Below are 22,832 nucleotides of genomic sequence, written 5' to 3' on the forward strand. Positions count from 1 at the left end.
CAATTCCAGAATGTGCCCGGATCCAACCGCGCCGACGACTTCCATCAATCAGGAGTGAAACGACATGAGAAAGACACTACTCGCATCAGTCTTTGCCATAGCCGGCGTGACCGGCGTGCACGCGCAGGAAACCGAGATCCGCGTTCACTACGCGATCCCCACGATCTGGGCCGACACCCAGAAGACGCTGGCCGATGCATTCATGGAGAAGCATCCGGACGTCAAAATCACGCTCGACGGCGCCGCCGAGGGCTACGAAGACGGGGTGCAGCGCCTGCTTCGTGAATCGGTTGCCGGCACAGGCCCGGATGTCGCCTATGTCGGGCTCAACCTCTGGCGCGTTCTGGAAGACCGTGGTCTGGCCCAGCCGCTTGACGGGTTCCTCGGAGACGAGCCGCTCGCGCAGGGCTATACGCCGGCGCTTCTGTCCCTCGGCCGTTTCCAGGATACGCAGTATGCTCTGGCCACCTCGGCCTCGACCCTGGTCATGTATGTGAACCCGGTGCTTGTCGAGAAAGCCGGCGGCTCGATGGAGGAATTCCCGGATACGTTCGATGGCGTGATCGAACTGGCCGCCAAGATCAATGCGCTCGACGGTGCAACGGATGGCGTATGGATCGGTCGGCATGACTGGCGTTTCCAGTCGCTGCTTGGTTCCCATGGCGGTCGTCCGATGAACGAGGACGAAAGCGACATCACCTTCGACGGCCCGGAAGGGATCACGGCAGCGGGGCTTTATCAGCGCTTTGCCGATGAAGCGGGCATGAAGTCCTATTCCGAGAACGACGCCCGTCAGGCTTTCCCTGCCGGAACGCTTGGCATCATGTTCGAAAGCTCCTCACTGCAGACGCGCTTTACGGAAGGCGCTGGCGACAAGTTCGACCTGACGGTCAAGCCGCTGCCGGTTGCTGCTGAAGACAAGTCCAAGGTCTACTTCCCGACCGGCGGCTCGGCCATTGTCATGCTGACCGATGACGAAGCCAAGCAACAGGCTGCCTGGGACTACATGGCCTTCGTGACCGGCCCCGAGGGCCAGAAGATTATCGTGGAGAACACCGGCTACGCGCCGGCCAACGCCAAGGTGATCGAGGACGAAGCCTATCTGGGCGAGTTTTACGCAAGCAACCCCAATGCCCGCGTGGCGCATACCCAGGTCGCAAACTATGCCGGCCCCTGGTACGCGTATCCGGGTGCGGAAGGCGTGGCGGCGACTGATCTCATCGCAGCGTCGCTGGTCGAAGTGACCGAAGGCGCAGACGCTGAAGCAACGACCAAGGATCTCGCCGAGACACTGCGCGACCTCCTTGGCATGAACTAGCCCAAGCTCAATGCCGGCGGGCGGTTTTCTCTACCGTTCGCCGGCGTTTTTCGGGCCCGTGGAGTCGGTCTGTCTTTTGCTTTCTCGCAATCATGCGGTTGTCAGACGCTTCCATCTGACGGCAAGTTGAACAGAGCGGACTTCACAGCGAGCGCTGATTGACCCGTTTCGACACTTCCTCCGCGCTCTCAACGCGTTCGGAATAGCGGTCAGTCAGGTATTCCGTGCGGTCGCGCAGGAGCAGCGTGAACTTCATCAGTTCTTCCATCACATCGACGATGCGATTGTAGTAAGGCGAGGGTTTCATCCGGCCCTCGGCATCGAATTCGTTAAACGCCTTGGCCACAGACGACTGGTTGGGGATGGTAACCATCCGCATCCAGCGACCGAGCACACGCAGCTGGTTCACCGCGTTGAAGCTCTGTGATCCGCCGCAGACCTGCATCACGGCAAGGGTCCGGCCCTGTGTCGGCCTTACGCCACCGAGTGACAGCGGCAGCCAGTCGATCTGCGCCTTCATGATCCCGGTCATTGAGCCATGGCGTTCGGGCGAGCACCAGACTTGTCCCTCCGACCACATCGACAGATCGCGCAGTTCCTTGACCTTTGGATGGTCCGCTGATGTCGCGTCGGGCAATGGCAGGCCCGAAGGATCAAAGATGCGAACCTCCGCTCCCAGCCTGCGCAGGATCCGTGCAGCTTCTTCCGTGGCCAGTCTTGAATAGGAGCGTTCGCGCAGCGAGCCATAAAGCATGAGAATGCGTGGCGGATGCGTCGAAAGGGGCGGCTGGAACAGGGCTTCCGGATCGATTGTCCGAAACTGTTCCTCGTCGAGGTTGGGAAGGTTGTCTATGGGCTGGCTTGGAAGGGTCATTGGCATTCTCACGGGCGCGCAAGGCGGCATCGCCCCTTATTTCGATGATTGTCGAAATATGCGTAACGTCGTGCGAATGCGCAGTCAAGGCCATATGCGGCCAACGGGCCGGCAGGTCCACCACGCCTCCGTTGGCTGAACGGAAGCGTTTGGCCCGTCCAAGCTCCTGAGGGACGGGCCGGTATTTCTGTCGTCAGACCACCATGCACGGGGCGGTCTGTTCGAGCGGCCGGCCGGGGCGGGCGCCGGTTTTCTCGCCATCGACCCAGACTTCGCGTCCGTTGACGAACACCCGGTCGATGCCCACCGCCGGGCGAATTGGCGTCTCGAAGGTTGCGCCCTCGGCGATGGTCTCGGGATCGAAGATGACGAGATCTGCAAAGCCGCCGACGGCGATGCGACCGCGACCGCCAAGCCCGAAGCGGTCTGCTGGCATGGAGGTCATGCGGCGCACGGCTTCTTCCAGCGAGAACAGCGACAGGTCGCGGGCATAGTGACCAAGCACGCGCGGGAATGTGCCCCAGACGCGCGGGTGGGGGTGCTTGCCGCTGGGGATGCCGTCCGAACAGATGATCGTGTGTTCGTAAGACAGGATGCGCTGAACATCGTCTTCGCTCATGATGAAGAAAATACCGGTCGCGGGCAGAAGCTTCTGCAGCGCGGTGTCGATGTCGGTGTCCCATTCCCCGGCGATGTCGGACAGGTCGCGGCCAGCCATCTGCGGATAGGGCTCGCTTTCAGCCACGATCACGCGGGTCGCCTGCCTGTGCCTGCCGGAATCGAGGATGGTGGATGACGCAATCCACGGTGTGGTGTCGAGGCCCACATCCTGCTTCTGCATGGCATCGTCGATCATTTTCAGCGTGGTGACTGACATGCCGTGGTTGGCGAGCCCGGCGCATTTGTGATGGGAGACATGCACGCCGCAGCAGGATTCACGCCCCACGGTGAAGGTCTCTTCAAGCCCCTGAACGACGCGGTCGCCCTCGTCGCGCATGTGGGTGACATAGAGCTTGCCGTGCGCCTGCGTGATCTTCGCCACCTCGATCAGCTCTTCAGTGGTGGAGGCGCGTGCGGGAGGGTAGAAAGGGCCGGTGGAAAGCCCGATTGCGCCTTCGCCCAGCGCACGGTCGAGCTTGCGGCACATTTCTTTCAGCTGCGCTGCATCGGCGGCTTTGTTGAGGTCGGGCAGTTCGTTCACGCGCAGCGTGGAGTGCCCGATCAGGCAGGCTGCATTGACCGCTGCCGGTTCCGCGAGAAGCCGGTCGCGATAGGCGGCGTAGGTTTCAAACCGCAGCGCTTCATCTTCGATGATCATGCGCAGAGGGGCGGGGATCTCGCCTTTCGGCACGAGCGGCGCGATGGAGAAACCGCAATTGCCGTTGATGACGGAGGTGACGCCCTGCGATGTCATGAACTCCATGTCGGGCTGGGTGAGCATCGCGGCATCATGGTGCACATGCGGGTCGATGAAGCCGGGCGCTACGACGCGGCCCTTTGCTTCGATCTCGCGTCCGGCGGTCCAGTGTTTCAGGTCACCGGTGGCGACAATGCGGTCGTCGGACACGGCCACATCACCCTTGCGACGGGGGGCGCCTGTACCGTCGATGATGTCTGCGCCGCGGATGATGAGATCAGCGTGCATGGGAAGGCTCCTGTATTGTTATGTCGAAGGTCAGGTGGCGTCGCTGTCTGCAGGCGGCACGCCGTCATCGCCGCACCATCGGGCGGCGAGATGAACGAGAATGAAGACGATCATGATTGGAACGGCCACGGCCACCCAGAAGGTGCTGAAGGGCAGTGCGTCGGCCATGGTGCGGCTGTGGCGCAGCAGAAAACCGCGTGCCGGGTTCATGTTGGGACCGTAGAAAACGTACCAGAGGATCGGCAGAAGATAGATCAGAACCACGGCCGACCGCATCAGCGCGGCGGCAAGCCCGAGAAGGGCGTTGCGTGAACCTTCCCCGGTGAAGAGCGCCGGATCGAACCGGCGCTTGAATGATATCGTGGCGCCCATGAGGCCGGCCCAGATCATCGCGTATCGGGCCAGCTCCTCTGTATAGGCCGGCGGCTGGTTGAAGACATAGCGCGCCAGCACCTGCAGCATGACGGCCCCCACGAGGATCACCAGCGCCACGCCGGCCATCACTGTGGCCAGACGATCGAGTCCGTTGCTGAAGCGGATGATGGATTTGGCGATGTGTTTCATGGGGGCGGCCATTGCTTAGTCTGCGACGGAGTCGCGGGCTTCGGTCCAGATGCTCAGCTGGTCGTCCGGCAGAGACGTCGCCCAGGTGGCGCGGGCCAGCTCGGCCATCTTTCCGCGTTCGCCTTCGGCAAGCTCGGTGATGGTCACGCCAGCGGCTTCATGCTTTGCGCGCACTTCGCTGGCCCAGTTGTTGACCCAGTCCCTGTTCGCTTTCTTGCCGGCTGCGAGGGCAGCGTCGATCTGGCCCTTTTCCTCATCACCCAGCGATGTGTACCAGTCTTCCGAAATCAGAACGATGCGCGAGGACGGCGTTATGTCGGCGGGCGTGAAGTGCTTCAGAAACTCGGTGTGGCCGGTGCGGATGGCCGAGTTCGGCGGGTTGAAATAGCCATCGGCAACGCCGGTCTGGATGGCGTTTGCCACTTCCGACCAAGAGACGATCGTGCCGGTTGCGCCCAGCGCTTCCTGCAGTGCGATCTGCTCGCTGTTGAGCGCGCGGAAGCGCAGGTCGGACATGTCCTCGACCTTGGCGATCGGCTTCTTGGAATTGTGAATGCCGATATCCATGCCGATGTAATTGACGTCCACGAAACGCACGCCATTGTCGAGAAGCGGACCGTTCATCTGCTCAAGCATGTCCGTTTCCGAAAGCACGGCGTCGATCTGTTCGCGGTTCTCGAAGAAGAACGGGAGCTGGACGCCCTTCATCAGCGGTGACATGCCGAAACCGGTGGAGAGGGCGGCGAGATTGACCTCCAGAAGGCCCTGGGCAACCTGGTCGAAACGCTCTTTTTCCGAGCCCAGCGTGCCGGACGGGAAAATGGAGACCTCGAATTCGGTACCCTTGAGCGCATCGGCAAAGCCGTGGGCGAAGGCTGCTTCCGGGTTGGTCGCAGTATCGTCGGCGCCGTTCATGGCGATCTTGATGTCAGCGGCCTGTGCAGCGGCGGTCATGAGCGCAAGCGCCGAGATGGCGAGGGCTTTGGGTAGAAACTTCATTTTTTCTCCTCCGTTTTGTTTCGTTTTCCGTCAGGCGAGCCCCAACAGGCGTGGAATGGCCAGAGAAATCTCCGGGAAATAGGTGAGCACCAGCAGCAGCGCGACTTCGGCCAGAAAGAAGGGCAGGGTGGCGCGTATCAGCCGCCAGTAATTCATGCGCACCGTGGTCGCGAGGATCAGCAGAACCCCTCCGAGCGGCGGCGAAAGAAGGCCGGTGGTGATGTTGAAGCAGATCACGATGCCCAGATGCACGGGGTCGACGCCCATGGCGATTGCGACAGGTGCGAAGATCGGGGCGAACAACGCCACGGCGGCCTTCACATCCATCGCCATGCCGGCCACCAGAAAGATCAGGTTGATCAGCATCAGATATTGCAGCGGGCTGAGGTTCCAGTCTTCCACCGTTGCCTTGATGGCCTGCGGCCATTGCAGAAGCGCAGCGATGTAGGAAAAGGTCGAGATCGCGCACAGGATGATGAACAGCCCGCCAAGCATCACCGCCGTGCGTTGCAGGCTCGCGCCCACCTGGCTCCAGGTCAGATTGCCATGCGTGAAGCCCACCACGAGGGCCGCAATCACGGCCACCGCTGCCGCTTCAGCCGGCGTCATGAAGCCGAACAGCGTGCCGCCGAGAATGATCACCGGCAGGGTCATGGCGGGCAGGGCCCTCAGGAGCGAGGGGAAGAATGCAGGCACGTCCTCGCCCGGGCCGCCGGGGTGGTTGTCGCGATGGGCGTAATAGGCGTTGATCGCCATCAGAACGCCGGCCAGCAGCAGGCCGGGCAGAATGCCGGCGGCGAAAAGCGCAGTGACGTTCGTCTCCATCAGCGCGCCATAGAAGATCAGGATGGACGACGGCGGGATGATCGGGCCGATGATCGACGATGCGCCGGTGATGGCCGCAGCGTAGTCGAGCGAATAGCCGCGCCGGCGCATCTCGGGCACCAGAGAGTTGCCGAGTGCGGCGGCGTCGGAGACCGCCGAGCCGGATACGCCGGCAAAGAACACCGAAGTCATCACGTTGACATGACCCAGGCCGCCCTTGAGGCGTCCGAGGAAGGACATGCAGAAATCGATCAGCGCGGTTGCCAGACCGCCACGGTTCATCAAATCGCCCGCGAAGATGAACAGCGGCATGGCCAGAAAGGCGAACACATCGAGCTGGCTGAAAAGCCGCTGGGGCAGCACCGCCATGTACATCTGACGGTCTGCGGCAATGAAGGTCAGAATCGCGGAAGCGCCAATGACATAGGCAATGGCGGCGCCGGCCATGAGGCCGAAAACGGTGAATGCGATGATAAGCGGCGCCTGCATGGCTCTTGGGTTCCCCTCCCCGATGGCTCACACAAATCTGGCGAAAGCGCTTGCGTTAGAAAATAGAAAAGTTTTCACTATTCCATAGCATTTCTCTATGGAGAGCCGGAAAAACGGGGAGGCAGCGCGGCCATGAAACCATTGACTTTGCAGCGTTTGCAGGTTTTCTGCGCGGTCTACGAGCGGCAGTCGATTACGGCGGCGGCGCGGCAAATGAACCTGTCGCAACCCACGGTCAGCCGCCATCTGCGTGACCTCGAAGCGGCCATCGGCCTGACGCTTTTCGTGCTCGACAAGGGGCGCGTGATCCCGACCGTCGAGGCGGACGCCATCTACAATGAGAGCCGTTTTCTCTATGACGGGATCAGCCGGCTGGAACAACGCATCGACTCGCTGCGAAAGGGCGTCGGCACGCGCCTTCTGGTGATGTCGGTCGGGCTTTTCGCGCCCTATTTCGTGCCCACCGCGCTGCGCAGGGTGCTGGATGCGATGCCGGGCCTGCGCGTGGCCGTGGATGTGGGGACGGCGCAGCAGCAGGTTCAGGCGATACGTGCGGGCATGGTTGATGTCGGGCTCGTCATCGGCAGGTTTCAGGCTGACGACATATCCACAGAGCCGCTGGGGCGTGGCCGTCTGGTGGTACTGAGCCCAAAGGACGGCCCGCTGACCCGGCTGGACCGTGTCAGGCTGGAGGATCTGAGCTCCGTGCCGATGCTGGGACTGACCCCGCGCGGCCCCATCGGGCGTGTGCTGAACGAGGCGCTTCTGGAGCGCGGATTGCCTTTCGACAATACGGTGACGGGCAACACACTGGTTTCCGTACCCCATCTCGTTCTGGCAATGCAGCGTTCTGCGGTGGTCGATGAGTTTACCGCCGCCTTTCACGGTCTGGATGGGCTGGTGACGCTGCCGCTGGAGCCCGACCTGCCGCTCGATATCCAGTCGATTTCCATGGGTGCAACGGCGAGCAAAGTGGCCAGCCAGCTCTTCCTCAAGGAAATACGTGGAATGCTCGCAGACTGGCGGGCAGGGAAGATGCAGTTTTAGGAGCGGGGCGCGTCCTGCGCGCTTCGGCGTGGTGTGCTTCACGTCGGTGGATGTCCCCATTGCCCATGATGCTGTGCCGTTGATCAGGCATGGACAGAATCTCCGTGGGAAGGTTCCCACAAGCAAGGGCTCATGCTAATGAAGAAGATGAGGAGGACAGAATCAGAGTGACGGATAACGCCGCTTCCCTGACCATTATCGACATTGCGCGGCTCTCTGGCGTGTCCAAGAGCACCGTGTCCCGTGTGCTGTCCGGGGCGGAGAATGTGTCCGAGGAGGCGCGTCGCAAGGTGACCGAGGCCGTTGAGGCATCCGGCTTTCGGCGCAACGAGCTTGCGCGGTCCCTGCGGTCCGGGCGCACCGGCATGGTCGGCCTTCTGATCCCTGATATTGCCAACCCCTTCTGGGCCGAGGTCGCCCGTGGCGCGCAGGATGCGGCTACGGAAGAGATGGCCTCTGTCCTGATCTTCAATTCTGACTGGGATCCCGAGCGGGAGCGCCGGCATCTCATGGCGCTGACCCAGTCGCGGGTCGATGGCGCGATTGTGAATCCGGTCCAGAACGGGCTGGATGAACTCTCCCGCAGCCAGGTTCCGCTGGTGCTGATCGGCTCGTCGGCCGAACGGTTTCCGGAACTGCCTTCGGTCGGCAGCGATATTACGCAGGGTGTGCAGCTCGGGCTTGAACGACTTGTTCAGGCCGATCTCGGAATGCCGGCCCTCTTGGTCGGCGATCCGCATCGTACCGCGCGGGAGCGGTTCGTTGGCGCTGTTCGCGAGTTTGGCGCGGCGCAGGGCTGGCCGGTCGAGGGGCTGAGGCTTCAGGACGGTCACTACACCATTGAGGGTGGTCGCGACGCCATGAAGCGGCTGCTTCAGGGCGGTGCGCCGCGCGTTGTTTTCGCGGCCAATGACATGATGGCGCTGGGCGCGCTTCATGCCGTCCGGGAGGCCGGGCTGAACTGCCCGGAGGATGTGGCCATTCTCGGTTTCGACGGAACGCCGGCGGCGGAGGTCTCGATGCCGGGACTCACAACGATCATGAAGCCTTCGCGCGATATTGGCCGGCAGGCATTTGAATTGCTGAGCCGGAAGATCGCTGGTGATGAGGATGTTCCGCACATGTCGCTGCCCTGTTCGCTCGTTGAGCGGGGGACGCTGCCGACAAGAGAAGGGCCGCGCGTCGTTCGCGGGGAGGAGAGGACAGCGACGTGACAAAGCACGACAAGGCAGGGGCTTTTTCGCCCGAAATTGGGAACGTTCCCAATCGCGCACGGCCTCGACAGGCTGATGCCTATAACTCGCGTGGTGCGAGACTGCGGGACGGGGTGCGCGAATGGTGGCCCTATTATTTGATGCTGGCACCGGGCCTGATCTACTTCGGGCTGTTCCACTACCTGCCGATCTGGGAGGCGCGGCTTGCCTTTGAGGATCTGCGTATCATCGGTCCGAATGTCTGGGTCGGCACCAAGCATTTTGCGCAGCTGTTTGCGTCGCCGACCTTCTTCGAGGTCCTGAAGAACACGCTCATCATCAGCGCGATGAAGGTCGCCTTCGTTTTCCCGCTTCCGATCATCCTGTCACTGCTTTTGAACGAGGTGCGCTCGGGACGTTTCCGGCGCGGCGTGCAGTCGGTGATCTATCTGCCGCATTTCCTGTCCTGGGTCGTGATCGCGGGCATTTTCATTGCAGCGCTCTCGCCGTCCAATGGCGTGGTCAACGATTTGCGCGACTTCGTCGGTCTCGACCGTCGCAGCTTCATGACTGACAGCGGATCGATCCGCTGGGTGCTGGTCTGGTCCGAGGCCTGGCGCAGCGCCGGCTGGGACAGCCTGCTCTATTTCGCCGCCATCATGGCCATTGATCCGGCGCTTTATGAGGCTGCCGAGATGGATGGTGCATCGCGCTGGCAGAAGATGCGCCACATCACGCTGCCGGGCATTGTGCCGACGATTGCGACGCTCTTCATCCTGCATGTCGGGCTCTTCCTGAACGCGGGCTTCGATCAGGTCTTCAACCTGTCCAACGACGCTATCCGGGACAAGATCGACATCATCGACACCTATGTCTACCGGCTCGGTATCACCGGCGGCCAGTTCTCGCTCGCCACGGCCGCCGGCCTCTTCAAGGGGGTGATCGGGATGATCCTGATGATCGGCGCGCACACGCTGTCCAAGCGACTGACAGGCAAGGGGGTCTGGTGATGGCATCCAGCAACAAGACCCGGATGGAACGGCTCGAAGAAGCGATTATCTACTCCGTCCTCATCGCCATCGTCGTGGTGACGGTGCAGCCGATACTGAACCTACTCGCGATCTCGCTCTCCGATCCGGCCCGCGTGCCGGGGATGAGCGGCATGGACATCGTGCCTGACGGGTTCTCGATCGATATCTGGAAGCTTCTCGCAAGCCACCCGGCGGTGCAGCGCGGGCTGATGAACTCGATCTTCATCACCCTCGTCGGGGCGATCCTCAACGTCACCTTTACCGCCATGATGGCCTGGGCGCTGTCACGCAAGAAGCTGCCGTTGCGCCGGACCCTGTTTGTGCTGATCCTTGCGACCATTGTCTTCGAACCGGGGATCATTCCCGATTATTTCGTGATGCGACGCCTGGGGCTGATCGACAGCTACGCGTCGGTCATCATCTACAAGCTCGTCAACGCCTGGTACCTCATCATCCTGATCCGCTTCTTCGAGGAAGTTCCGGAAGAGCTCATCGAGGCGGCGACGCTTGATGGCGCAAATGCGTTTCAGGTCTTCTGGCGCGTGGTGCTGCCGCTCGCCAGACCGGCGCTGGCGACCATCACTCTGTTCTACGTGGTTTATCACTGGAACGATTTCCTGCGTCCGATGATCTATTTCAACGATCAGGACATGTGGCCGCTGCAGGTCGTGCTGCGCCAGTTCGTCGTGGTCGGCGACAAGGCCGCAATCGTCGGACTTCAGGCCATGAACAATTACGAGGGCGCGAGCCAGATCGATCTCCGGGCGTTCCGCGCCGGGATGATCCTGTTCACCATCCTGCCCGTCCTCGCGATTTACCCGTTCATCCTTCGCTACTTCACCAAGGGAACCATGTCCGGTGCCCTCAAATGACCGCATATTCAGGGAGGAAATGATGAAAGACCTAACCATATCCCGTCGCGCCCTGCTTGCAGGGCTTGCCGCAACACCGGCGCTTGCAATGCTGCCGGGCAGGGCAATGGCCGCAAGCGGCACGATCCGGATCGTCATGAAGGATCTGCTGACGAGCAACCCGGAAGATGTTGCCCATGTCGCACGCATCGAAGAGGCTCTTGCCGCGCGTGGCCACGACATCAAGATCGAGATCATCGACCTGCCGTCCGAAGGCTATGCGGAAAAGCTCAACCTGATGCTGCTCTCGGGCGACGTGCCGGACATCATCTATTTCCAGGGCGGTGACGAGCAGATCGCGCAACAGGGCGTCCTGATGGATTTGAACCCGCTGATCGCCAAAACCGAACATTTGAGCAAGGCGCTCTGGCCGCACAATACCGCGCGGCTCGGCAACTACCCGCATCTGCTCTATGTCTACCCGGCACGGACCAAGGCGCCGGTGATGCGCAAGGACCTTCTGGAAGCGACCGGCCTTTCCGCGCCGACCTCGCTTGAGGAATGGGATGCGCTTCTGCGCGCCATCCCCGGCACCGAGATCGGCGGCAAAGCCGTGAAGCACGGCATTATCGCGCCGAACAACACAGCCGAGCTGGACGCGATCTTCGATCCGGCCTTCGGTATCGAACAGACCTGGATGAAGAACGCCGATGGCGAACTGATCCACTCGCGCATCAGTGAGGGCGAGCGCGCCAAGCTCGCCTGGTACGCCAGCCTTTTCGCCGACGGGGTGCTCGATCCGGAATTCATCACCTCGAACTGGGAAGTGAAGGAAGACAAGTTCTACACTGGCCAGGTCGGCGTGGTGATGGGCACGGCCGGTCCGGTCGTGGGCATCTATGAAGCCAAGATGGCGCAGGTGAACCCGGGGGCCGAGCTGGTGCTCCTGACCCCGCCCGCCGGCATTCAGGCCGTTGATGTCAGCAAGGAAAGCCGGGGCTTCGCCATTCCGGTCACCACGAAGAAAACCGATGCCATCATGGCCTTCTTTGATTTCGTGGCTTCGCCGGAAGGGCAGATGATGGAGCGCCTCGGCTTCGAGGGCGAACACTACACCCGCGAAGGTGACACGCTGACCGCGACCGACAAGCTCGGCGCCTGGTATCCGCGCTTCATCTACGCAAATCCAAACTACCACCAGCCGCCGCTCAGCCCTCTGTCGCCTTTGGCCCAGAGCGCGCTTCAGCAGGGCGTCGACTTCTTCCGCGCCGACAACACCTTCGTCTGGTCCCCCGAACTGGCGGCGGCTGTGGACGGGGCGGAGACCTACTACCGCACCAATGTCTTCCGCTTCGTCTCCGGCGAACTGTCGACCGAAAACGATTGGGATGCCTTCGTTGCGGGCTGGCTGGCCGCTGGTGGGCAGGCAATGACTGATCATGCAAGGACCGTAATGTGACACAGCAAGGACAAGACGGAACCTCCCCGTTCCGTGGTCGCGTCCGGGCAATGGTTCATGGCGTCGCTTTCGGCGACGCCATGGGCGCCCCGGTCGAGAAACTTTCTGCAGCCGAAATCCGCGAGCGCTATGGTCGGGTGACCTCGCTGCGCACTGCGTGGCATCGTGACGGGCAGAGCGAGGATCAGCGCAAGGGCAGGGTTCGCGGCAACGGGATCACCACCGACGACACGGCAATGACGCTTTCGCTGATGCGGATCTATGAGCGCGAAGGCCGCCATCTGGACGCCTGGGACATGGCTGAAGGCATGGTGCGCGAAATCGCATGGGAAAGCCGCTGGGTGCCCGAGTTGCAGCGCGAAACGCCGCTGATCGAACGCCTCTTCTATCCCGAGAAATGGATTTTCCAGCGTCTGCAGCTATCGGCCTGCGATCCGCGTCAGGGCGGTGTGGGCAACATGGTGAACTGCGGTGCGACGATGTATATCGCGCCGGTGGGCGCTGTGAACGCCTGCAACCCGCGCGCGGCCTATGATGAGGCGATCAATTTCGCCGAGGGCCATCAGCAAAGCTATGGCCTTGAGGCCGCCGGTGTGTTTGCCGCTGCGATTGCACAGGCTTTCGTACCGGGAGCGACGCTCTCCGAGGTCGTTCAGACGGCCTATGATCTCGCCCATGACGGCACCCGCACGGCGATCGGCGAGATCGTTGCTGCCGCCGGGGAGCTTGCCCGCAAGGGAGCCGAAGCCGACGAGGTCACCGACACGTTCCATCGCCTTATCGCGCCGTTCTCGCCGATGGGGGACAACGTTGCGCACGGGCCCGAGAAGGCCGGGGTGGCGACCGCTGCCTACCAGCCCTCGCGTCTGCTTTCGATCGAGGAGTTGCCGCTGGCGCTGGGGTTCTGCATCACGGCCGGCGGTGATTTCCGGCAGGGGGTGATCGACGGGATCAACTCGGGCCGCGACACGGATTCCATCGGTGTGATGGTCGGCGCGATCCTCGGGGCAATGCATGGCCCGTCGGTGATCGATGAGGATGACGCCGAGCTTCTGGATAGCGCCAACCGGTTCTGCCTCTCCGAGAGCGCAGACCGTTTCACCACCGCTGCGCAGGCGATCATCCAGGGGGATGAAGAGGCTGCGCGCGCAAGGGCTGCGCAGCGTGCGGCAATCTTTGCACAGGACAAGAAGGAAGCCGCCGAATGACCCCGGAGAGCATCCGCGAAAAGATCTATGCCGGACTGATCGGCAAGGCCGTTGGCGTGCGCCTTGGTGCGCCGGTCGAACCGACGGTCTGGACCGAAAAGCTGATCCGCGAGGTCTATGGCGAGATCGATGACTATGTGCGCGACTACCGCAATTTCGCGGCGGACGACGACACCAATGGACCGCTCTTCTTTGTGCGTGCCCTCTGGGACGAAGGCGATGAGCTGACCTACGAATCCGCCGGGCGCACATGGCTGAACTATATCGGTGACGGTCACGGAATGCTCTGGTGGGGCGGGTTCAATATCTCCACCGAGGAAACGGCCTATCGCTATCTTCAGGACGGTGTCACCGCGCCGACCTCGGGCAGCATCAAGCTGCGCGGCCAGATCGAAGCCGAACAGATCGGCGGGCAGATCTTTTCGGACTGCTGGGGCTGGGTCTGCCCTGGCAAGCCCGGGGAAGCCGCGCGGCTTGCGCGGATCATGGCTTCCGTGTCGCATGATGGCGAAGCGCTGCACGGCGCGGCCTATGTCGCCGGAGCGACGGCGGCGGCCTTCACCGCTTCGACCATCGCCGAAGTGCATGACACCGCACGCGCACTGGTTGCCGACGGCTCGCACTATGCCCGTGTTCTCGATGCGGTCGCGGCCTACCATGCGGCGAACCCCGAAGACTGGCGCGGCTGCTTCCACATGCTGGAGCGCGACTTCGGCTATGACAAATGGACCGGCGTCTGCCACGTGATCCCCAATGCGGGCGTGACCGCTCTGGCGCTGCTCTACGGTGAGGGCGACATGCCGCGCACGGCGGCCGTGGCCTCGATGTGTGGCTGGGACACCGACTGCAATGCGGGCAATGCCGCAAACATTGCAGGCGTGCTTCAGGGTGTTCAGCCACACTGGGCCAAATGGCGTCGTCCGATCAACGACATCCTGATCACCTCGGCGGTGACCGGTTCGCTAAACATCGTCGACATGCCCTCGGCTGCCCGCGATTTCGCTGTGCTGGCGCTGCGTCGACGGGGCGATGCGATCCCGGAGGGCTGGGCCGACAAGGCGCTCGCCCGCGCCGTCGATTTCGACTTCGCGCTGCCGGGCGCAAGCCACGGCATTCGTGCGGAAGGTTCGCATCGCCTGCGCACACTGCCGGGCAACGCCGAGGGCGCGATCACCGTCCAGATCGACCGCTGGGCCGCTGGCGACAATGGCCGCGTGTTCTGGAAGCCCTTCTACCGGGAATGCGAGTTTGACGATAACCGCTATCGTCCGATGCTCTCACCCGTCACGGCCTCGGGGCAGCGCGTCGAGATTTCCCTGACGGGTACCGAGGCGCTCGAAGGTCCGCGACAGGTGGCGTTCGTTCCCTATGTCCGCTTTGCCGCTTCCGGCGAGGTGCGGGAACTGGGAGACTGGTCGCTTCTGCCGGAGGACTGGCAGGTCATCGGGTTCACGCTTCCCGACAGCGAGGAGGCTATTGACGAGATTGGCATCCTGATGAAGCAGACGGCGGAAGCCCGCGTTTTCATGAACGTGCTGATCCGCAGCTTCACCGTGACGGGAGCCGGCAAGACGGTCATCAACCCGCAGATCGAATCCGAGGAATGGGGCTCTGTCAGCCGTTTCAGCTTCAATCGCGGAAGCTGGGGCCTGTCGGACGGCTGCATTCGCGGTGAGGCGACGAAGGACGGAGATCTCTGGACCGGTCACGCCTTCGCAACCGATCAGACGGCGACGGCGCAGATCTCGCGTGTCGAGGGCGAGAGCCATCTGGTCAGCGTGCGCGCCTCGGGCAATGAACGCTTCTATGCCGCGGGCATCCATGAGCGCCGGGCTGTGATCCTCCGCGAGGATTTCGGAACCGAGATCCTTGCGGCTGCGCCGGTTGACGCCGGGCAGGACGTCACCCTGACCTTCGCTGCGAAGGGTGAGACGCTTACCCTGTTCATCGACGGCAAGGAAATTGTCTCGGCGACTGACAGCCGGCATCCGCGCGGCATGGCCGGTCTTAGGCTCGGTGGCGCCGGTGTCGTGATCTGCCGCCGCTTCGAGATACTGGAGGGCTGATTTGGGACGGATCCAGCTGGAGAATGTTGGCAAGACCTATGGCGGAACCAGGGTCTTGCAGGACATCAATCTCGATATCGAGGACGGCGAGTTCGTCGTCCTCGTCGGACCTTCGGGCTGTGGCAAGTCCACGCTCCTGCGTATGGTGGCGGGGCTTGAGGACATTTCGCAGGGCCGCATCATCATCGACGGCAAGGTTGCGAACCGGGTTCCGGCGAAGGAGCGCGGGCTGGCGATGGTCTTTCAGTCCTATGCGCTCTACCCGCACATGAAGGTTGCCGAGAACATGAGCTTTGCGCTCCGTCTCGCAGGCGTCAAGAAATCCGAGATCGACGCGAAGGTTCGACAGGCCGCCGAGATACTCGGGCTTGAGCCTTATCTCGACCGTCTGCCCAAAGAGCTTTCGGGTGGCCAAAGGCAGCGGGTCGCCATGGGGCGGGCCATCGTCCGCGATCCGGAAGCCTTTCTGTTCGATGAGCCCCTTTCAAACCTCGACGCCAAGCTGCGTGTGCGCATGCGGTCGGAGATCAAGAAGCTGCATCAGCGGCTCGCAAAGACGACGATCTATGTCACGCATGATCAGACCGAGGCGATGACGATGGCAGACCGCATTGTCGTTCTGCATGACGGTCATGTTGCCCAGATCGGGCCGCCCTCCGAGCTTTACAACAATCCGAACTCAGCCTTTGTGGCCAGTTTCATCGGCTCGCCCGAAATCAGCATGTTCAAGGCGAAGGCAGGCGCGAAAGGCGCGCGTCACGTCGTTCTGGACGGCGGCGTCACCATGCCGCTCGGGCGGCCGCTGGACGTGGCTGAAGGCACCGAGGTGACGTACGGCATTCGTCCGCAGACGATCGAGATCTCTGAAACGGGACCGGTGGCCGAGGTGCTGCTTGTGGAGCCGACCGGCGAGACTGCCGAAGTGACGCTCTCGCTCGCGGGGCAGGAGATGGTCGCCGTTCTTCCGGCGAAAGCCGGGCTGGAACCCGGACGCCAGATCGCGCTTGGCATCCCCGCTGAACGCGCGCTGGTCTTCGACCCGGCGACCGGTGGACGCCTGTTGTGATCCGGATCGGGGGAGGCTGACCGGAAGGCTCGCCGGGTGTGGCGGCGGGCCTGCGTGAACTCGTTCGCTCACCAGCATTTGCGTCCATGGAGGGACAGATGCATCCGGGCGATGAAGGCCTTTGACAAAGGCCGCCGACAAGACGCTCGATCATCACTTTCTTGTCTTCTCACGGCTTGGTGTCGTGCCATGTCTGCCGAACGACTGCTGCAGCTCCATTGATGAAAATCAATGTGTTAGCCTCCTCGATAAACTAACATTGCGACGACCAGCTTAACGGATCGCTTCACTGCTGTCCGTAGGCTGAGTCACGCCGTTTCCCCAACCAGCCTGACTTGCTCATCACCGCGTTTCTTACGCCTCCAGTGTCAGAAACCGGGGCGCTGCTGCGCGATCTGGAGAGCCAGAAGGCCTGGGTTTCAAGTCGGTTTCACGCAGATTTATCGAGGTGTTTCAAAAGCCGTGTTGACGGGGCAGGGCAAATGCCGCATTAATTGCGCATAAAGTTGCGCAAATTTATGAGCAGATAATGCCAGCCTTGTTAAACCCGACCATTGCCGCTTCCGCTGCAGGGCAACACGACGTTCTCGACATGCAGATGTTCGTGGGTGCCGTGAATGTTTCCGAAAGCCGGATGGAGAAGCAGGCATGAGCGCAGGGGCAGAGACCGTCGCGCTGGAAAAAGGGGAGGCCCTGCACGAGGCAGACCCGCGCTTTGCTTCTGCCTGGACGCTGGCTCCCTCGGGCAAGGCGGATCGGCCGCTTCTGATTGCGGTTCACGGCAGTGCGCGCGACCATCTGCAAACGCGCGACGCGTTCGACGATCTGGCTGCCCGGCAGGATATCAATGTGCTTGCGCCTCTCTTTCCTGCCGACGTGACGCGCCCCGGCTATTCGGACGGTTACAAGTTTCTCCGTGAGCCGGGCATTGATTATGCGATGCTTGTGGAGGGCATGGTTGCTGCCTTCAGGGCGCGCTTCTCCCTCGGCTCTCAGCCTACTTATCTGTTCGGTTTTTCCGGCGGTGCGCAGTTTGCCCTGCGCTATGCGCTGGTGGCGGCAGGCAAATTATCCGGCGCGGTGATCGCAGCGCCCGGTGCGGTGACGCTGCTGGATGCGGAACTGCCCTGGTGGCCGGGCGTGGCCGGCATCGAGCAGGTCATCGGACGACCCGTTGATGTGCAGGGGCTGAAACAACTGCCGGTGCATCTGATCATCGGCGCGAATGACAGCAATCAGGGGCTGGTGGCCCGGGGGCCGGATCATCCCGATTACTCGCCTTTCGCCGATGTCGCCGGCGCGGACCGTCATCAGCGTCTCGCGGCCCTGAAAGAAAGTCTTGAGAAATCGGGGCTGAAGCCGGGGTTCGAATGTCTGGATGGCATTGGACACGAACTTGGCCCGCTGGGCGAAGCTGCATCCAGTGCCATCGAAAATTGGCTTTAACGACATACACAAAAGGGGAAAATCCATGTTGCGTACATTGCTTCTAACCGCTGCGTTCTTCACGCTTCCCGCAGGCGTATCGTCTGCGCAGGCGCTGCCCGATCACTATCCGGCGGACTATGCCGACCTTGTCGCGCAGGCGAATGCGGAAGGCTCGCTGCTGATCTATTCCAACATGGGGCCGGAGAACTGGGAGCCGCTGATCGAGGCTTTCAATCAGCACTATCCGGACATCAAGGTTGAAACGCTCGATCTCGGGCCGGGTGAAGTGTTCACGCGCTACCGCGCCGAGACGGGCACGGGCGTGGCGACAGCCGACATTCTGGCCGCCGGCACGATTGGCGACTGGATTCAGGCCGCCAATGACGGACTTGTCGTCGATTACAAGTCACCGGAAGCCCAGTTCCTGCCGGAGTGGAGCCTGCCGATGCCGGGTGTCTACACATTCTCCGCAGATCCGATGATCCTGATGTACAACAAGGTTCTGGTTCCGGAAGAACTGCGCACCGCTTCGATGGAAGAGTTCTTCGCCAACATCACGGCGCACCCAGACGTCTTCAAGGGCAAGATCGGCACATATGACGGCCAGTTCGCGTTTGGCGAATCCATCAATTTTGCGTTCGTGCGGCACCATGGCGACAAGGCATGGGGATGGTTTGACGCAATCGGCCCGTCGACGCGGCCCGGTGGCGGCACCGGCGGCATGATCGAGAAGACCGTGAGCGGTGAAAACACCGCGTCCTACTTCGCTTCCGGCCCGGTTCTCTTCCCGCGGCTGAAACAGGGCGTCGGACAGATCATCGACTGGAAATTTCCTTCAGACGGTACGCCGGTCTTTCTGCGTGGGGTTGGCGTGACGGAAAAGGCCCCGCACCCGGCGGCAGCGCGGCTGATGCTGGACTTCATCCTCTCCGAAGAGGGCCAGTATGCGGTGGCGGAAGGCAAGCTGACGGCCTATCGCCCCGGCGTGAAACCGCAGGGCGAGACCTCCTATTCGCTCGATGAGGTGATCGAGGAGATCGGCGGTGAGGATAAGATGATCCTGATCAATTACGATCCCGACATGCTGACGGAGCACGATGCGTTCATCGCCCGCTGGGCCAAAGCCTTCGGTATGTAATCAATCAATGTGGCGGCCGGCCGCGAAGAAGCCGGCCGCCACATGATGAAGGAGTAGCCAGCTCATGACCACGCAATCCGCCGATACCGCGCTCGCGTCTCCGCGCGTCGGCCCGGCATTCCTGCCTCTCAGCCGTTCGCGCATGGTGCAATGGCTGATCTTCATCATTACGGCGGTTCTGGTGCTCGCGCCGGCGCTGCCGATCCTGTTGCAGGTGTTCGTCGCCGGCCCTCTCTATGAGCGTGACTGGCATTTTACCTTCGCGAATATCGGCCGGCTTCTCGGCAATGAGGCCATTGGCGAGATCGCGCTGACGACACTGGCCTTCGCGGGCCTGACGACCGTCATCGCGCAGGTGCTCGGCGTGGCAGCGGCCCTTCTCTTCGGACGCACGGACATGCCCGGTCGCCGCGTGATGGGCGACATGATGATGTGGCCGCTCTATCTCTCGCATCTGATCATGGTGGTCGGCTGGCTCATCGTCTATGGCCCCTCCGGTTTTCTGACGCAGGCTTTCGCGCGGATGTTCGGTGACGCGCCGTGGAACCTCTATTCCATTCCGGGGATGGCCATCGTTGCCGGTGTCTCGCAGGCTCCGCTGGCTTATCTTTATTGCCTTTACGGCGTGGCGCGCTCCATTGACCCGACGCTGGAGAGTGCGGCCCGGACCTGTGGTGCAGGACCGCTGACCGTGATGCGGCGTGTGACGCTGCCGCTGATGTTGCCGGCCATCGTTACCTCAAGCGCGCTCAACATCGTGATCGCCGTGGAAATGCTCTCGATCCCGCTGTTTCTCGGCAGGCCGGCGCGCATCGACACGCTGTCATCCTATCTCTATCTGGAGGGGATCGGGGCTTCCAATCCGCAGCATGGCATGGTGGCCGCCTCGGCTCTGGTTCTGGTGGTTCTGGTCGGCGCAACGCTGATGCTACAGCGACTGCTTCTGTCCAACGGGCATCGTTATGAGACGGTGAAGGGGAAGGGCACACGGCCCGCGCCGCTGCAGCTTGGCGCGCTCAAATGGCCGCTTTTCACGCTCGCCGCTATTTATATTGTGTTCGTTGTTCTCGTGCCGATCCTGGGGCTGGTCCTGCGCGCCTTCACCAGCTACCTTACGCCGCTCATTCCGGTCTGGCAGGTGCTGACGCTGCAGAACTTCAAGGACGTCTTCCAGACGGACGCCTACATGCGCGCACTCTGGAACACGCTGATCATCTCGGTGGCAGCGGCCGGTCTCGGCACGCTTCTCACTGCGCTGATTGCCCTCGTCATCCAGCGGTCGAGCTTTCCGTTCCGACGCACGCTGGAAGCACTGGCCTATTCGCCGCGCATGGTGCCGGGCCTGATCACGGGTCTGGGCGTCTTCTATGCCGCGATCGTCTTTGCGCCCTTCGGATGGTTGCGTGACAGCATCTGGATCCTCGTTGTTGCCTATGTGATGGCGACCATTCCGCTGGGTCTCGGCGCAGTGCAGCCTTCGGTGGTGCAGATCGGCGCAGATCTCGACAAGGCGGCGCGCACGGTGGGCGCAGACTGGATAACCAGCATGCGGCGCATTCTGCTTCCGCTGATGAAACCGGCCCTGCTTGGCTGTTTCATTCTGCTCTTCGTCGTGCACCTGAAATCTTATGTCGTCGCCATTTTCCTCATGGCGCCGGGGCTGGAAATCATGGGTGTGACCATGCTCGGCCTCTGGGAGAACGGAGCAGCCGGCGTGACCGCCGCCTTCGCAACCCTGCAGATCGCCATGATCGCGATCCTTCTGATCGCTGCCCGTCTCGTGTTTGGAGTTAAGCTCTATGAATAAGCTCGTTCTGGAAAATCTCACAAAGAGCTATGGCGACGTTCACGCCGTAAACGACATTTCGCTGACGGTGGAGCAGGGTGAGTTCCTCACGCTTCTCGGGCCGAGCGGCTGCGGAAAATCGACGACACTTGCAGCGATTGCCGGTCTCGACCGGCCGACATCCGGTGCCATCCGCTTTGGCGACCATGTGCTTTTCGATGAGGCCACCGGCCAGTTTGCGCCGCCTGAGAAACGCGGCTTCGGGGTGGTGTTCCAGTCCTATGCGCTGTGGCCGCACCTCACGGTGGAGCGCAATGTTTCCATGCCTCTGGAGTTGCGCAAGGTGAGCCGGGCAGAGCGTGCGCGACGCGTCGACGAGGCGCTGGAACTCGTCGGGCTTTCGGGTTTCGGCAAGCGCTATCCGGGTGAATTGTCGGGAGGCCAGCAGCAGCGTGTTGCGCTGGCGCGTGCGGTGGTGTTCCGCCCGCCGCTCCTGCTGCTTGACGAACCGCTCTCCAACCTCGATGCGCAGCTGCGCCAGAGTGCGCGGGTTTGGCTGAAGGAAATTCAGCGCGAGCTCGGTCTGACCGCCATCTATGTGACACACGATCAGGAAGAAGCGCTGGCGATGAGTGACCGCATCGCCGTCATGCGTGCGGGCAAGATCGTCCAGCTCGGAACGCCGCAGGAAATCTATGAGCGGCCGCAGCATCCCTTTGCGGCCACGTTCATCGGCAGCGCCAATCTTATCGAAGGCATCGTTGAGCAAAGTGCGCGCAGGGGCGATACGATCGTTACGCGCCTTCGTCTGGCGGATGGCCAGCAGCTGGACGGCCATAGCGCCGTACCGATGGCCACCGGGACGAAAGCCAAGCTGGCAGTGCGTGGCGAGCGCATGCGCATTGCCGAGAAGAGCGGCGCGAACACTCTGGATGCCGGCTTCACCACCGCCAGCTATCTGGGCAATCACTACGAGCAGAAGCTGACCCTGGCGGGGCAGGAAATTCGGATGCTTGTGGATGTACCGCAGCCTGAAAGGGCGGGGAAAATACACATTGCCGAGGGCGATGCCCTTGTTTTTTCAGCAGAGTAGTGGGAACCCTCGGAAGGTTTGGGGAAGGCAGCGATGAGCAAAAGGGAGATCAGAAACGGGCTGAGCGAGCGCCTGCGCGCCGATATTGCGGCTGGTTTCTATCGGCCGGGCGAATGGCTGCGGCTCGTCGATCTTGAAGAACGCTACGGGGTAGGGCGGTTTGACGTGCGTCAGGCGCTCGCCCAGCTTGCGTCCGGCCACATGGTCAGCCATGTGCCCAATCGCGGTTATCGCGTGGTGGAAACCGACCGCAAGCAGCGCGATGAACTGACGGATACGCGCCTGATGCTGGAGGTGCCGGCAGCGCTGCTGGTGATCGAGCAGGCGAGCGAGGATGACGTGGCGAAGATAGAAGCCGCCGCGCTCGCCTTCGATGATGCGCTCGAGGCTGTTCCCTATCCTGAAGCACAGAAGCTGAACCACGCCTTTCACCACGCCTTCTACGATTGCTGTGGCAATCGCACCCTGATCGATCTCATCCATGAACTGCGCGAGCGCAATCTGCCTGGTGAGTGGAACCAGTGGGCAATGCCGACAAAGGCGAGGTCCAGCAGTCTCGACCATCTGGAGATGGTTGAGGCGCTGAAAACGCATGACCGTGAGCGCATGGCAGAGGTCATCATCCGCCATCTGACGCGTTGGCGCGAGGGCTCTTTGGACCAGCGCTGACGGCGCAGGCCCGCGCCCGTTTTTCTCTCTCTCCTGCTATTTATTACAGATTGCGTCGCTGCGGCTCGCGGTGAAGGCTCAGC

At 62.1% G+C, this 22,832-nt stretch carries 20 protein-coding genes; 15 read left to right on the forward strand and 5 right to left on the reverse strand.

The window, feature by feature from the left end; all coding sequences use genetic code 11:
* Positions 1-64 precede the first annotated feature (64 nt).
* Entirely contained in the window at positions 65-1,318 is a 1,254-nt protein-coding gene (locus DEJ54_RS20655; protein WP_113156649.1) for an ABC transporter substrate-binding protein, read from the forward strand.
* A gap of 142 nt (positions 1,319-1,460) precedes the next feature.
* On the opposite strand, the gene arsH is transcribed toward DEJ54_RS20655, so the two are convergent.
* From arsH to DEJ54_RS20680, 5 genes are all read right to left on the reverse strand, one after another.
* On the reverse strand, positions 1,461-2,192 hold the full coding sequence (arsH, locus tag DEJ54_RS20660) for an arsenical resistance protein ArsH (protein ID WP_113156650.1): 732 nt from the start codon (positions 2,190-2,192) through the stop codon (positions 1,461-1,463).
* A gap of 193 nt (positions 2,193-2,385) precedes the next feature.
* Entirely contained in the window at positions 2,386-3,837 is a 1,452-nt protein-coding gene (locus DEJ54_RS20665) for an amidohydrolase family protein (protein ID WP_113156651.1), read from the reverse strand.
* Between the two features lie 30 nt (positions 3,838-3,867).
* Positions 3,868-4,401 (reverse strand): TRAP transporter small permease, encoded by a 534-nt coding sequence (locus DEJ54_RS20670; RefSeq protein ID WP_245447851.1) that lies wholly within the window; start codon positions 4,399-4,401, stop codon positions 3,868-3,870.
* A gap of 15 nt (positions 4,402-4,416) precedes the next feature.
* Positions 4,417-5,400: a TRAP transporter substrate-binding protein gene (locus DEJ54_RS20675; RefSeq protein ID WP_113156653.1), complete on the reverse strand. Its 984-nt coding sequence runs from the start codon at positions 5,398-5,400 to the stop codon at positions 4,417-4,419.
* A 30-nt stretch (positions 5,401-5,430) separates the two neighbouring features.
* Positions 5,431-6,714, reverse strand: a complete 1,284-nt coding sequence (locus tag DEJ54_RS20680) for a TRAP transporter large permease (RefSeq protein WP_113156654.1) — start codon at positions 6,712-6,714, stop codon at positions 5,431-5,433.
* A 132-nt stretch (positions 6,715-6,846) separates the two neighbouring features.
* Between DEJ54_RS20680 and DEJ54_RS20685 the strand changes: the two genes are divergently transcribed.
* The 14 genes from DEJ54_RS20685 (at position 6,847) to DEJ54_RS20745 (ending at position 22,749) form a co-directional block, all read left to right on the forward strand.
* Positions 6,847-7,761: a LysR family transcriptional regulator gene (locus DEJ54_RS20685; RefSeq protein ID WP_113156655.1), complete on the forward strand. Its 915-nt coding sequence runs from the start codon at positions 6,847-6,849 to the stop codon at positions 7,759-7,761.
* Between the two features lie 167 nt (positions 7,762-7,928).
* On the forward strand, positions 7,929-8,975 hold the full coding sequence (locus DEJ54_RS20690; RefSeq protein WP_245447852.1) for a LacI family DNA-binding transcriptional regulator: 1,047 nt from the start codon (positions 7,929-7,931) through the stop codon (positions 8,973-8,975).
* A gap of 140 nt (positions 8,976-9,115) precedes the next feature.
* A complete protein-coding gene (locus DEJ54_RS20695) occupies positions 9,116-9,964 on the forward strand; it encodes a sugar ABC transporter permease (protein ID WP_113157121.1) in 849 nt (282 codons plus the stop codon).
* A complete protein-coding gene (locus DEJ54_RS20700; RefSeq protein WP_113156657.1) occupies positions 9,964-10,857 on the forward strand; it encodes a carbohydrate ABC transporter permease in 894 nt (297 codons plus the stop codon). Before DEJ54_RS20695 ends, DEJ54_RS20700 begins: the two co-directional genes overlap by 1 nt.
* A 22-nt stretch (positions 10,858-10,879) precedes the next feature.
* Positions 10,880-12,295: an extracellular solute-binding protein gene (locus DEJ54_RS20705; RefSeq protein WP_113157122.1), complete on the forward strand. Its 1,416-nt coding sequence runs from the start codon at positions 10,880-10,882 to the stop codon at positions 12,293-12,295.
* Positions 12,296-12,345: 50 nt separating this feature from the next.
* Positions 12,346-13,503, forward strand: coding sequence for an ADP-ribosylglycohydrolase family protein (locus tag DEJ54_RS20710; RefSeq protein WP_113156658.1), 1,158 nt, complete (start codon positions 12,346-12,348; stop codon positions 13,501-13,503).
* Complete coding sequence (locus DEJ54_RS20715) at positions 13,500-15,569, forward strand: ADP-ribosylglycohydrolase family protein (protein ID WP_113156659.1); 2,070 nt, start codon at positions 13,500-13,502, stop codon at positions 15,567-15,569. The genes DEJ54_RS20710 and DEJ54_RS20715 overlap by 4 nt, the downstream gene beginning before the upstream one ends.
* Position 15,570: 1 nt before the next feature.
* Positions 15,571-16,635 carry an ABC transporter ATP-binding protein gene (locus DEJ54_RS20720; protein WP_113156660.1) on the forward strand — a complete coding sequence of 355 codons (1,065 nt, stop codon included), beginning with the start codon at positions 15,571-15,573 and terminating at the stop codon, positions 16,633-16,635.
* Positions 16,636-17,164: 529 nt separating this feature from the next.
* Positions 17,165-17,287 carry a hypothetical protein gene (locus DEJ54_RS23630; RefSeq protein ID WP_256370549.1) on the forward strand — a complete coding sequence of 41 codons (123 nt, stop codon included), beginning with the start codon at positions 17,165-17,167 and terminating at the stop codon, positions 17,285-17,287.
* Positions 17,284-18,081: an alpha/beta hydrolase gene (locus DEJ54_RS20725; RefSeq protein ID WP_113156661.1), complete on the forward strand. Its 798-nt coding sequence runs from the start codon at positions 17,284-17,286 to the stop codon at positions 18,079-18,081. The genes DEJ54_RS23630 and DEJ54_RS20725 overlap by 4 nt, the downstream gene beginning before the upstream one ends.
* A gap of 25 nt (positions 18,082-18,106) precedes the next feature.
* A complete protein-coding gene (locus DEJ54_RS20730; RefSeq protein ID WP_113156662.1) occupies positions 18,107-19,201 on the forward strand; it encodes an ABC transporter substrate-binding protein in 1,095 nt (364 codons plus the stop codon).
* Between the two features lie 64 nt (positions 19,202-19,265).
* Positions 19,266-21,008, forward strand: a complete 1,743-nt coding sequence (locus DEJ54_RS20735) for an iron ABC transporter permease (protein WP_113156663.1) — start codon at positions 19,266-19,268, stop codon at positions 21,006-21,008.
* Positions 21,001-22,080, forward strand: a complete 1,080-nt coding sequence (locus DEJ54_RS20740) for an ABC transporter ATP-binding protein (protein WP_113156664.1) — start codon at positions 21,001-21,003, stop codon at positions 22,078-22,080. The genes DEJ54_RS20735 and DEJ54_RS20740 overlap by 8 nt, the downstream gene beginning before the upstream one ends.
* A gap of 33 nt (positions 22,081-22,113) precedes the next feature.
* Positions 22,114-22,749 (forward strand): GntR family transcriptional regulator, encoded by a 636-nt coding sequence (locus DEJ54_RS20745; protein ID WP_113156665.1) that lies wholly within the window; start codon positions 22,114-22,116, stop codon positions 22,747-22,749.
* The last annotated feature ends 83 nt before the right edge of the window (positions 22,750-22,832 follow it).

It is taken from the genome of Nitratireductor sp. OM-1, from assembly GCF_003296175.1.
Classification (GTDB): Bacteria; Pseudomonadota; Alphaproteobacteria; order Rhizobiales; family Rhizobiaceae; genus Nitratireductor; species Nitratireductor aquimarinus.